This is a genomic window from Streptomyces sp. NPDC002958 (assembly GCF_055563255.1).
The window spans coordinates 427514-439133 of the sequence record NZ_JBVHDS010000004.1 but is presented as its reverse complement, the minus strand read 5'-3'; the positions used below and the strand labels follow the sequence as shown (position 1 = coordinate 439133).

The window sequence follows — 11620 nt, the reverse complement described above, 5'->3', positions numbered from 1 at the left end:
CCGTCCAGCTGCACCCCTTTTCCGACGGTCCGGGGCCGCGCGGTGTGAACTCACCACGCGGCCCCGGACCGTTTCCGATCACCATTGACGCGGGTCCGGCGGCGTCCCGTACCGGTTCGGACGAAGTCGGCGTGATGGCAAGGTTGCGGAAGACCTTGCGTACCGGGTCGGAGAAGGCCCAGGACACCGGACAGACATGACCGGCCACACCTGCCTCGCCCGCGAGGCCGATGACGCGGACCGACCATCCACGCCCTGGAGGTACTCGCCGACCACGACCGACGAAGTCCTCATCGTCCTGGTGCCGTTGCAGATCTCCCGGCTCAGGTCCCGTGGTGGGCCAGGACCAGGTGCGGGTCCGGGGCACCCGGCGCCGGAGTCGGGTCGGCATGGATCAAGGCCGCGGTCAGCTTCGGTACGGCGTGCAGCAGGGCATGCTCGGCCTCCACGGCCACTTGGTGGGCTTCACGCACATTCAGTTCGCCGTCGACGACGACCGCGACCTCCGCACGCAGCCGGTGGCCGATCCAGCGCAGCCGCAACTCACCCACCGCCCTTACGCCCGGCACTCGTTCCAGCGTTTGCTCGGCCGCGTCGACCAGGGCGGGGTCGACGGCGTCCATCACCCGGCGGAAGACTTCCCGGCAGGCGTCGCGCAGCACCAGCAGAATCGCAGCGGTGATGACCAGACCCACGATCGGGTCGGCAAGCCGCCAACCGATCGCGGCACCACCTGCGCCCAACAACACGGCGAGCGAGGTGAATCCGTCGGTTCGGGCGTGCAGTCCGTCGGCGATCAAGGCAGCAGAGCCGATCTCGCGTCCGACTCGGATGCGATAGCGAGCCACCCACTCATTGCCGATGAAGCCGACCACGGCCGCGGCAGCGACGGCGGGCAGGTAGCTGATCCCCCGCGGGTTCAGCAGCCGGTCGATCGCGGTCCAGGCGGCAAAGAATGCGGAGGCCGCAATGGTCAGCACGATGACGATCCCGGCCAGGTCCTCGGCCCGCCCGTAGCCGTAGGTGAAGCGGCGGTTCGCCGCCCGGCGACCCAGGACGAAGGCCACGCCCAACGGCACTGCGGTAAGTGCGTCGGCCGCGTTGTGCACGGTGTCGCCGAGCAGAGCCACCGAGCCGGACAGGACGACCACCACAGCCTGCGTCACAGCCGTGACGCCGAGCACCGCCAGAGAAATCCATAGCGCCCGCATGCCCTGCGCGGAGGACTCCAGGGCACGGTCGACCTTGTCGGCGGACTCGTGCGAGTGCGGTTTCACCAGGTGGCCGAGCCGATGCCGCCACCGCGCCCGGCAGCCGGTGCCACCGTTCCCATGGGCATGCCGGCTGTCCCGCCCGTGGTCATGGTCGCGAATGTGCCGGTACTCGTGCGGGTGGTGTCCAGGCTGCTCGCTCATGGTCCGGCCTTTCGACGCGGGACGGGGATGTGGACACCACAAGGCGCCCCGATCCATTATGTACACATGAGCGCACGCATGCACCTATCACCTGCACCCGCTACGCACCCGCAAGATCCAGGCACCGAACAGCTCACGCACGCCGCCGCGGTCCTGGGCCTGCTCGCCGACCGCACCCGGCTCGCACTGGTGCACACCCTCGGCAAAGGTGAAGCGGATGTCACCACACTGACGGCAGCCTGCGGAGCCGCTCGTCCGGCGGTCAGTCAGCACTTGGCCAAGCTGCGACTGGCGGGGCTCGTGTCCGTACGCAAGGAAGGTCGGCGCATGATTTACGGCCTGTCCAACGGGCACTTGCGGCGCGTGGTCAACGAAGTCCTGAACCTCGCCGACCACCACCTCGGCGGCGCTGCCGTACACGACTGAGAGCCTGTCGGGTGGCCTCCGATCGGATGGCGGACGCGGTCTGGTGCGTGCGATTCCAAGGCGGAGGAGGAAGTCAACGCGAAGGGGGCCCCATGCCTTCAAGGCCCTCAAGCTATGGGGGAGTTGGTGGCTGACGACAACGCGGGAAGCGTGCGTGCCAGGGCGTGGCCGCCCGGTCGGAGGTCACCCGACAGGCTCTGCGGCGGCGGGCCTCTGCGAGGTGGCAAAAGCGGCTCCACAGCAGGCGGTTGACGCCGGCAACGTACAGTCTCGTCACCACCAAGTTCGCCGCACTTGAGGCGGAATCACCTCGGCAGCGGCCGGGGCCTTGGGGCAGGCTTTTGAACACCGTCGTCGAAAACGCTCCGGCCGTACGCCCGCCCCTCCTCATCCCCAGGCCCACAACGGCCGGCGGCACACTGGCGACCTGCTGTCCGAAGGAGCTCGATGTGCCGATGATCCGCAATCTCCGACGTGCGGTGCGCCGCGCCTACCGCCGGAAGGTCGACCTGAGCCACCCTGCCCGCTCTCCGCTGGGCAGCGCGGTGGTCAACTGCGTGATCTACGAAGACGGCGTACGGCAGCCGACTGCCTGCCCGACGGACGAAGCTCTGCGGCGGGTCCGCAAGTCCGGCCGCGGCTTCGTGTGGATCGGGCTGCACGAGCCCTCCGAGACGGAATTCGCGGGAATCGCCGAGCTGTTCGGCCTGCATCCGCTGGCAGTCGAGGACGCGGTGCATGCCCACCAGCGGCCGAAGGTGGAGCGGTACGGCGAGACGCTGTTCGCCGTCTTCAAGACCTGCCGCTATGTCGAGCACGAGGAGCTCACCGCCACCAGCGAGGTGGTGGACACCGGGGAGCTGATGATCTTCACCGGTTCCGACTTCGTGATCACCGTCCGGCACAGCGCGCACGGTTCGCTCGGTCCGCTCCGCGAGGCGTTGGAAGCTGCCCCCGCGCAACTGGCCAAGGGGCCCGCAGCCGTACTGCACGCGATAGCCGACCATGTGGTCGACGACTACCTGGCTGTGGCGGACTCGGTGCAGATCGATATCGACGCCGCCGAGACCGATGTCTTCAGTGGGCACGCCGCTCGTGGTGACGCGGGCCGGATCTACCAGCTCAAGCGCGAACTACTGGAGCTCAAGCGTGCGGTGGCACCACTGGACCGACCGCTGCAGGCGTTGGTCACCCGGCCCATGCCGCCGGTCAGCCCGGAGATGCAGCCGTACTTCCGTGACGTCGCCGACCACCTGGCCCGCGTCATCGAGCAGATCACGTCGTTCGACGCCCTGCTCGATTCGATCCTCCAGGCCCACCTCGCCCAGGTGACCGTCGCCCAGAACGAGGACATGCGCAAGATCACGGCATGGGCGGCGATCATCGCCGTACCGACGATGGTCTGCGGCGTGTACGGCATGAACTTCGACGACATGCCGGAGCTGCGCTGGACCTACGGGTATCCCCTCGCCCTCGGAGTCATGGCTACCGCCTGCCTCGTCATCCACCGAACCTTCCGCCGTGCAGGCTGGCTCTGACCAGCGTCCCTCCGGACCTGCTCCGGCCCTGCGGTAACACCTCGAGGAAGGACAGGACGTACGGGCCGGTCATCGCTGCGGAGAAGAGCAGGAAGGGGCAGTTGGACGCCACGGTGCGCCGGAATGTCACGCCTGGGCGGGGACTCCCGACCCGGCCCGGCGGTGCGGGATCGGGCGCGGGCGCAGCGGCGCTGAGGTGCGGTGGAGTACGGCCGGGTGCACGGTGAGGGCAAGAGCCTGGCCCCGACGATCGTGGTACGCGGCCCCTGACCAACCGGCGGCGACGTGTCGTGGTCAGTCATGGGACAGAGTGGAGATCACGGGTCCGGCCCATTCCGACCGTGGTGTTCTGCTCTTCCTGAAGCAGGCCGGCCTCGAAGAACTGGAGGCGATTCTCGACAGCAGGAGCCGAAGCCCACCCATACATGCCGCAGGCCCTGCGGGCCCCAGGGAACCGGGGCCGTTCAAGCGTGCTCAGGGTGCCACTGAGCCGGGGAGGTGAGTCCCGGTCCGGCATGGCCCGCGAAGCACCGGTTTTCCTCCCGTGGCCTGATGGCTGGGTCACCCCGCCTGTGGGGCAACGAACCCGAGGAAGCGATTGTCATGGGACACGGTGGCAATGTGATCGCGGAGCTCACGGCCGATCATCGTGAAGTGGAAGAGTTGTTCCAGCGGATCGAAGCGCAGCCCGTCGACCATCCGCAGCGGCGGGAACTGGCGGACCGGCTGACCGCGGAACTGGTGCAGCACTCGGTGGCCGAGGAAATGCACCTGTACCCGACCGTACGCAAGCAGGTCCGCGGCGGTGAGGAGCTGGCGGACAAGGAGCTGGCCGAGCACACCAAGATCGAGAAGATGCTCAAGGACCTTGAAGATTTGAACGCCGACGATCCACAGTTCAACGACATCGTCATGAAACTGAAGCGCGAGTTCGCCACCCACCTGAGCGAGGAGGAGAACGACCTCTTCCCGAAGCTCGCAGCCTCCTGCTCGCCCGAGAAGCTGGACGAGCTGGGGCAGCTGGTCCGCCGCGCCAAGGAAACCGCCCCCACCCGCCCGCACCCCTCCCTCCCCCACACCCCGCCCGCCAACAAGCTGCTCGCGCCCGGTGCGGGGCTCGTGGACCGCGTACGCGACCTACTGAGCGGCCGCAAGACCACGGGCTGAACCCGCCCGTCACACCGCAGCATTCCTGACGCGGACGATTCATTCACCAGAAGGAGCATCGAATGCCGGCCCTCGAACAGATCATGCCGGTGATCGGCGCACCCTGCTGGGTCAGCCTGCTGACGCACGATCTGCACGCAGCACAGACCTTCTACGCCGAGGTCATGGAGTGGGAATTCCGTGACAGCTCCCTGGGCAGCGAGTTCTCGGTGGCCATGACGCACGGCAACCCCGTCGCCGGGATCGGATGCTGCTCCCCCGCCGCCAGCCCTCCCACCGTCTGGACCCCGTACTTCGCGGTCGACGACGCCGATGAGACGGCGGACCGGCTCAGGGAGCGCGGCGCCACTCTCGCCGTCGGGCCTCTGAAACTGGGCGCAGGACGTGCCGCGATCGCCGCCGACCGTGAGGGGGCCACCTTCGGTTTCTGGGAAGGCCCGGCCCTTTCCTGGTCGGTAGGCCGCGGCAGCGCACCCGCACAGCTGGACCTGCAGACACGCCACGTCTTCGAGGCCGCCATCTTCTACGCAGAGGTCTTCGACTGGGCCAAACCGCCCGGCGGCTGCACGGTCGACTACGCGCAGGACCACGTCCTCGTCCAGGTCGCAGGCCACACCGTCGCGACCCTTCGCGGCGGGGGCATCGAATCGGCCCCGGACCCGACAATCCGGCCCCGGTGGATCGTCGACTTCCACGTCGAGGGCAGCAAACAGATCGCGGCAGCCGCCGTCAGCGCCGGGGGCGAATCCTCACCGGTACCCTCACTTGCCGGTTCATCGAAGGACGCCTTCATCATCCGTGACCCCGAAGGCGGCCTCTTCACCGTGTCCGACACATGACGAGCAGCCCCCTCCGGGTTACCCGAGTGGACTGGGCCGCCGAGGGGCAGCGCGGACCCACCCGGGCGAGGGTGCTGATCCTTTCCGAAGAGACTCAGGACCGCGAGGCGGATTCGTAGAGGTCGAGCAGCCGGCCGCGCGTCGCGTGCAGCCGTTGGGTGAGCACCAGGCCGACCCACTGACTGATCGCGAATCCGAATTCGGGGTCCGCTCGGCACAGCGCCCGTACCTGGGGTGCTTCGAATTCGTAGGCGCGGACGGGGCTCATCGTCTCGGCCCCCAGTTCCCACTCGAAGGGCGGGAAGAGCCACGACAGTCCGATCAGCTCGCCCGGCCCCAGTGTTTCTATTTCTGCGCGACGCCGGTGAGTAACCTGTGCGTCGAGGGTCACCGCGCCGGTCTTCAAAATCCAGAAGTGGTCGGCAGCCATGTGTTCCTCGAAGAGTCGATGCGCTGCGGGGAACCCTACGTTGTCGGCAAGGCTCAGGAGACGGTCACGATGTACGGGCGTTAGAGACGTGACCTTGAGTGTGGTGGTCATTCGGAGAACACCTCCGAGGGGTGGCTCTGCGGAGGCGGGGCCCTCATGCATGCCGCCGAAAGGCATCGCCCACCGCAGCGTTCATGCCCCCTTGGGACGGAGCGCCCCGAGAACATGGCCCGAGCGTGTCGGCTGATGCGGTCACGAGGTTCCGCCGACCTCTCGTAGAGAAGTTGTTCCCCGTCGTGGTGGAAGTACGCGACCGGCTGGGGGCGACGACTGGCCGGTGCACCTCGCGCCCCCGCCCGAGCGGTGAGCCGGCCACCGGGGCGACGCGACCTCGCCGACCTTGAGGTGATCCGACAGGAATGGCCGGGGGTTCGATCCGCATGCTGTGGATCAGCGGCACCAACGCTGCCGTGTCCCTGCCCGAGCTGGCCCACATCCGCTCGATCCTCGCCAGAAACGCCTGTGCACGCTGCACTCGCGCGACCGTCAGCAGTGGCCCCGCCGCTACCACTCCCCCGCGAGTGCCCCCACACGTGTCCCCGGGCTGTCCCGGGTGGCGTGGGGGGCACGGGGGGCGTATGGGTGGAGTGACGCGGCGGCCCGGTGAGGGGTGGCCCGCTTGGCGCGGGAGTCTTCGCGGACTTCCGTGTACGCAGAGTCGGACATGAGAAAAGGAGCGTTTGATGCCTGCAGGTTCGAGTCGTAAGCGGGAGAGGCAGTACGAGCACATCAAGGAGAGTGCGCAAAAACGCGGTGCTTCCGAGGAGCGTGCGAAGGAGCTTGCGGCGCGCACGGTGAACAAGGAACGGGCCCGGTCCGGGGAGGCCAAAACAGCCAGCAAGACCTCAACGCGCGATCCGAAATCCGCCTCACAACGCGGCGGTGAGCGGTCCCATCGTGGAGCGCAGGGGCCAACGAAGGACCAGCTGTACGAAGAGGCGAAGAAGAAGCACGTCGAGGGCCGCTCGACGATGAACAAAGAGGAGCTGCGCAAAGCACTCGGTCATTGACATCGGACGGCCCGCCGAGCAAGCGTTCCGGGCCGGCCGGCGGCGGGGTCGAAGAAACGAGCCTGCATGGCAGGCAGAGCCGCTGCATGGGCGGATGTCTGTTGCGCGGCCGTGAATGCGTTTCGTTTTTCCGCGTGTCCGGTTCCGGCCGCGCGTCTGGACCTGAAGGCGGTATGCATCATGCGGCATGGCGGCGATGTCGTCGAGGAGCTGACGGCCGACCACCGTGAGGTGGACGAACTTTTCGACCGGATCGAAGCCGTTCCGGCACGAGGCCCAGAACGCAGACGGCTGCTCGACCAACTGACCATTGGGCTCGTACGGCACGCAGTCGCAGAGGAGCGGCACCTGTATCCGGCAGTGCGAGAGCACGTCCCGGGCGGCGATGCGCTGGTCGATAAGGAAACTGCCGATCACGTCCGTGTCGAGCGGCTGCTGAAAGACCTTGAGGGGATGGATGCAGACGATCCCGAGCTCATCCACCTGTTCGTCAAGCTCCGCACCGAGGTCCGCGCACATGTCCAGGACGAGGAAGGCAATCTGTTCATCCAGCTCCGCGCGGCCTGTGGTCCAGAGCTTCTGGATCTTCTGGGGCAGGACGTCCGTATGGCGAAGGAGACGGCTCCCACCCGTCCGCACCCCGGCGTCCCGAGCTCCCCACTGGCCAGCAAGATCCTTTCTCCTGGGCTGGGGCTGGTCGACCGTGTACGCGACTTCATCACCGGCCGCGGCGAATGACCGGCTCTACCACTTGTCCGGCAGAGTTCGGGGTCCGGCGCAATCCATGGAACGGGATCGGAGCACCCGCACACGGCTGCCGGCCGACCGGGGTGACCAGCAGTGTTTCGGCCCGTCCAGTCCATTCCGCCGCTCACCGCCGACACTCCACAGAGCTTGAACAAGGCGAGCACCCCCACCCGGTCTTCACCAGCCGGAGCGGCATCAGCCGCCGACACCGCAGTCGAGGGGATTCCCTGCCCCCGGCAAGCGGGAGCGCCTTACCGGACTTGCCGGCGGTGCCCAGGAAGGTACTGTGCGGGCGGGGCATCGCCGGGCCGTGGCCCTGGGCTTCGCGCGCGAGGGCGCCCCTGACGCATGGCGACGCCTCGCGGAACAACGAGGGGAGCGCCCGGTGCAAGGCCACACCTCTGGGTAGGTGGCTTCTTACGCTCAGCAAACCGAGCCCGCGTCGCAAATCGAGGCCTCAGGCGAGGAACCGTGCGGCCACCCGCAGATCCGAAAGCAGACCTCGGTACGCCTCGTCCCGGTTCTTCGCCCGCAGCACGGCCGAGGGATGCACCGTGGCGAGGAACCGGTGGTTGTTCGCGTCGGCCTCCGGGACGGCATCCTGCTCCGCGGGGATGTCCCAGTCAGACAGGTCCGGCAGGGGCAGCAGCGCGCCGCGCGCCTCGGACACCCTGAAGGAGCTGCCGAACAGGGCCTTGCCTGCGGTCGCGCCCAGTGCCACAACAAGTTCTGGATCGATCCGGCGCAGTTCGGCAGCCAGCCAAGGGCGGCAGGCTGTAATCTCCCGAAGGTTCGGTGTCTTGTGGATACGCCGCTTTCGCGTATCCGTAAGGGGCGCGAACTTGAAGTGCTTGACGGCGTTGGTGAAGTAGACCTGGTTCTCGTCGATCCCGGCTTCGGCCAGTGCCTTGCGCAGCAGCCCGCCCGCCGGGCCGACGAACGGTTTGCCCTGGCGGTCCTCCTGGTCGCCCGGCTGCTCCCCGACCAGAACCGTGCGCGCGTCGGCCGGACCGGCACCGAAGACCGTCTGCGTGGCGTCCGCATACAACGCACACCCTCGGCAATCGGCCGCCGCACGGCGCAGAGCGGGCAGGCCACCCCTGCTGGGTAGGTAGTCGAGGGCGCTCTCGTGGAGTCTCTTTGCGCTGTCGGCCATGATAAATCCCCTGCTCGCCCCGGACGCCAGCCGTCTCTTTGGGAACCTGACGCCTCACATTCAATGGATTCCACCGTCTCAAGCCAGGCTCGGCCTGTCCCGCGGTGCGCGGGCGAGGAGGCGAATGCCTCCAGCATCCGCGCCACAGGAGGCGAGGTGGCCCAGCCACTGGTTGGCTGGATAGGTCGGCCCGTATCGGCGACGCACGTGGCCAGGCCTGGGAGCGTGACCGTGCTGGAGGCAGCGGATGTGATGCCGAGGCACCGGCGACTGGGCGCTCCCGCCGGCGGCGGGGTGGAGAGCGACCCGCCGGGAGCACCCGGCCCGCGATCTAGAGGTACCGCAGTGAGGAGAGACACCATGCGTGCACTCACCTGGCAGGGACGTCGGGACGTGCGGGTGGAGGACGTCCCGGATCCACACATCGAAGGCCCCACCGACATCGTCGTACGCATCACATCCACCGGGATATGTGGTTCCGACCTGCACCTGTACGAAGTGCTCGGACCGTACCTGGAGCCGGGCGATGTCCTCGGTCACGAACCGATGGGGGTGGTGGAGGAGGCCGGCCGCGACGTCACGGCGGTGCGGGTGGGTGACCGTGTCGTGGTCCCATTCAACGTCTCCTGCGGCACCTGCTTCATGTGCGAAAGGGGGCTGCAGTCCCAATGCGAAACCACGCAGGTCCGCGAGAAGGGGACCGGAGCAGCATTGTTCGGGTACACGAAGTTGTACGGGCAGGTGCCCGGCGGGCAGGCGGAACTGTTGCGCGTGCCGTTCGGGAACACGCTGCCGATCCCGGTTCCGGACGGGCCGTCCGACGACCGATACGTCTACCTGTCCGACGTGCTGCCCACCGCCTGGCAGGCGGTACGGTACGCGTCCGTTCCTCCCGGGGCCAGCGTCACGGTGCTGGGGCTCGGGCCCATCGGGGACATGGCGACCAGGGTCGCCCGGCACTTTGGCGCCGAATTGGTGATCGGCGTCGACCTGGTGCCCGAACGCCTCGCCAGGGCGGCCGCGCGGGGCATTCAGATCTTCGACATGAACCGCTACGGCAAGGAGCTGCCGGACGCAATCCGGGAGATCACCCACGGCCGGGGAACCGACGCCGTCATCGACGCGGTCGGGATGGAGGCCCACGGCGCGCCGCTCGCGAAAACCGCGCAGTGGGCCACCGGTCTGCTGCCCGACATGGTCGCCCGGAGGCTCATGGAGCACGCGGGTGTGGACCGTCTGGCCGCCCTCTACACCGCGATCGACGTGGTGCGCCGTGGCGGAACCATCTCGATCTCCGGCGTCTACGGAGGCGCGGCGGATCCACTGCCGCTGCTGACCCTGTTCGACAAGCAGATCCAGGTGCGTATGGGTCAGGCCAACGTCCGGCACTGGGTGCCGGAGATCCTTCCCCTGCTCGACGACGAGGACGTGCTCGGAGTGGACGGATTCGCCACCCATCACCTACCGCTGTCGGACGCCCCGAAGGCGTACGCGATGTTCCAGGACAAGGAGGACGGGATGGTCAAGACCCTCCTGCACCCCTAGCCCCGCCGGACGACCGGCACTCGCAGGAGGCGCTGCGCCGGAGCAGGCTTCGGCTTGCCGGGGCACGGTGAATGCACGGACGGCGTTCCCGCACGATCCTTCGGAAAGGGCGGAATGACCATGAGCACACATGCGGGCTTGCGCGTGGTGGTGACGGGGGCCACCGGCAATGTGGGGACCAGTGTCGTCAGAGCCCTCTCGGAGGACCCGGACGTGGCGGATGTCCTCGGTCTCGCGCGACGGCGGCCGGAGGCATCCGTCCCGGGGGTGCGGTGGGCCTCCGTGGACCTCTCCCACGAGGACAGCCCGGGCGTGCTGGACCAGCATCTGGCCGACGCCGATGCCGTTGTCCACCTGGCCTGGCGTTTCCAGCCCACGCACGATCCAGTGGTCACCTGGCGAAGCAACGTCCTGGGGTCCGTGCGGGTCTTCGACGCCGTGGCGCGCGCGGGCGTGCCGGCCCTGGTGCACGCCTCTTCAGTGGGCGCTTACTCCCCCGGTCCGAAGAACGTGCCGGGGGTGGACGAGGATTGGCCCACCCACGGGTGGCCGGATGCCGCCTATTGCCGGGAGAAGTCTTACCTGGAGCGGGTATTGGACTCCTTCGAGTTGCGTCACCCGGAAGTCCGGGTGGTGAGGATGCGGCCCGGGTTCCTGTTCAAGGAGCAGGCCGCCAGTGAGCAACGTCGCATCTTCGCGGGCCGTTACGTCCCCGGCGCCCTGCTGCGCCCGGGCCTTCTCCCGTTCGTGCCGGACCTGCCGGGGCTGCGGCTCCAGGTCCTCCATACCGATGACGCGGCGCAGGCCTATCGGGCGGCCGTGCTCACAGACGTACGGGGCTCGTTCAATCTGGCAGCGCAGCCGGTCCTCGGTCCGCGGGAGCTCGCGGATCTGCTCGACGCCCGAGCGGTACGCCTCCCGACGACACTGGTACGGACGGCTCTGTCGGTGGCATGGCGCGCCCACGCCGTGCCGGCCTCCCCGCATCTCTTCGACGCGGTGCTGCGCCTGCCGGTCCTCGACTGCGCCCGGGCGCACGACCTGCTGGCGTGGCAGCCGGCCCGGTCGGCACAGGAGGCGTTGTCGGCTTTTCTGCGCGGCGTACGACATGGCGCGGGCATGAACACCCCGCCGCTGGCCGGCGGGCAGTGGGGCTGACCACAACGAGGCAGTGAACCCCGACCGGAACAGGAAGGAACGTCACCAACCAATCAGTCGCGAGCAGGCCCTCGCCGCTCTCGCTAAGGGAATCCGGGCGTGCGCGCACTGCAGGCCAGATGGAACTCG

The 11620-nt window shown here is 68.2% G+C and carries 11 protein-coding genes and 1 pseudogene; 9 read left to right on the top strand and 3 right to left on the bottom strand.

The window, feature by feature from the left end:
* Positions 1-323 precede the first annotated feature (323 nt).
* Positions 324-1415 (bottom strand): cation diffusion facilitator family transporter, encoded by a 1092-nt coding sequence (locus ACZ3IC_RS10855; protein ID WP_467414724.1) that lies wholly within the window; start codon positions 1413-1415, stop codon positions 324-326.
* Between the two features lie 66 nt (positions 1416-1481).
* On the opposite strand from ACZ3IC_RS10855, the gene ACZ3IC_RS10850 reads away from it, so the two are divergent.
* From ACZ3IC_RS10850 to ACZ3IC_RS10835, 4 genes are all read left to right on the top strand, one after another.
* Positions 1482-1841, top strand: coding sequence for an ArsR/SmtB family transcription factor (locus ACZ3IC_RS10850; RefSeq protein WP_467414722.1), 360 nt, complete (start codon positions 1482-1484; stop codon positions 1839-1841).
* A gap of 455 nt (positions 1842-2296) precedes the next feature.
* Positions 2297-3379 carry a magnesium and cobalt transport protein CorA gene (locus ACZ3IC_RS10845; protein ID WP_467414721.1) on the top strand — a complete coding sequence of 361 codons (1083 nt, stop codon included), beginning with the start codon at positions 2297-2299 and terminating at the stop codon, positions 3377-3379.
* 603 nt (positions 3380-3982) lie between these two features.
* Positions 3983-4546: a hemerythrin domain-containing protein gene (locus ACZ3IC_RS10840; protein WP_467414760.1), complete on the top strand. Its 564-nt coding sequence runs from the start codon at positions 3983-3985 to the stop codon at positions 4544-4546.
* 62 nt (positions 4547-4608) lie between these two features.
* A complete protein-coding gene (locus tag ACZ3IC_RS10835; protein ID WP_467414719.1) occupies positions 4609-5385 on the top strand; it encodes a VOC family protein in 777 nt (258 codons plus the stop codon).
* Positions 5386-5479: 94 nt separating this feature from the next.
* On the opposite strand, the gene ACZ3IC_RS10830 is transcribed toward ACZ3IC_RS10835, so the two are convergent.
* On the bottom strand, positions 5480-5926 hold the full coding sequence (locus ACZ3IC_RS10830) for a Crp/Fnr family transcriptional regulator (protein WP_467414717.1): 447 nt from the start codon (positions 5924-5926) through the stop codon (positions 5480-5482).
* Positions 5927-6558: 632 nt separating this feature from the next.
* Here ACZ3IC_RS10830 and ACZ3IC_RS10825 point away from each other — a divergent pair.
* Entirely contained in the window at positions 6559-6885 is a 327-nt protein-coding gene (locus ACZ3IC_RS10825) for a plasmid stabilization protein (RefSeq protein ID WP_467414715.1), read from the top strand.
* A 180-nt stretch (positions 6886-7065) separates the two neighbouring features.
* A complete protein-coding gene (locus ACZ3IC_RS10820) occupies positions 7066-7623 on the top strand; it encodes a hemerythrin domain-containing protein (RefSeq protein ID WP_467414758.1) in 558 nt (185 codons plus the stop codon).
* Positions 7624-8089: 466 nt separating this feature from the next.
* On the opposite strand, the gene ACZ3IC_RS10815 is transcribed toward ACZ3IC_RS10820, so the two are convergent.
* Positions 8090-8788 carry a UdgX family uracil-DNA binding protein gene (locus tag ACZ3IC_RS10815; protein WP_467414714.1) on the bottom strand — a complete coding sequence of 233 codons (699 nt, stop codon included), beginning with the start codon at positions 8786-8788 and terminating at the stop codon, positions 8090-8092.
* A 360-nt stretch (positions 8789-9148) separates the two neighbouring features.
* On the opposite strand from ACZ3IC_RS10815, the gene ACZ3IC_RS10810 reads away from it, so the two are divergent.
* From ACZ3IC_RS10810 to ACZ3IC_RS10800, 3 genes and pseudogenes are all read left to right on the top strand, one after another.
* Positions 9149-10333: an alcohol dehydrogenase catalytic domain-containing protein gene (locus ACZ3IC_RS10810; protein WP_467414712.1), complete on the top strand. Its 1185-nt coding sequence runs from the start codon at positions 9149-9151 to the stop codon at positions 10331-10333.
* Positions 10334-10453: 120 nt separating this feature from the next.
* On the top strand, positions 10454-11491 hold the full coding sequence (locus tag ACZ3IC_RS10805; RefSeq protein ID WP_467414711.1) for an NAD-dependent epimerase/dehydratase family protein: 1038 nt from the start codon (positions 10454-10456) through the stop codon (positions 11489-11491).
* Positions 11492-11504: 13 nt separating this feature from the next.
* Positions 11505-11600, top strand: a pseudogene (locus ACZ3IC_RS10800) (DUF6233 domain-containing protein); the annotation flags it as partial.
* Between the last annotated feature and the right edge of the window lie 20 nt (positions 11601-11620).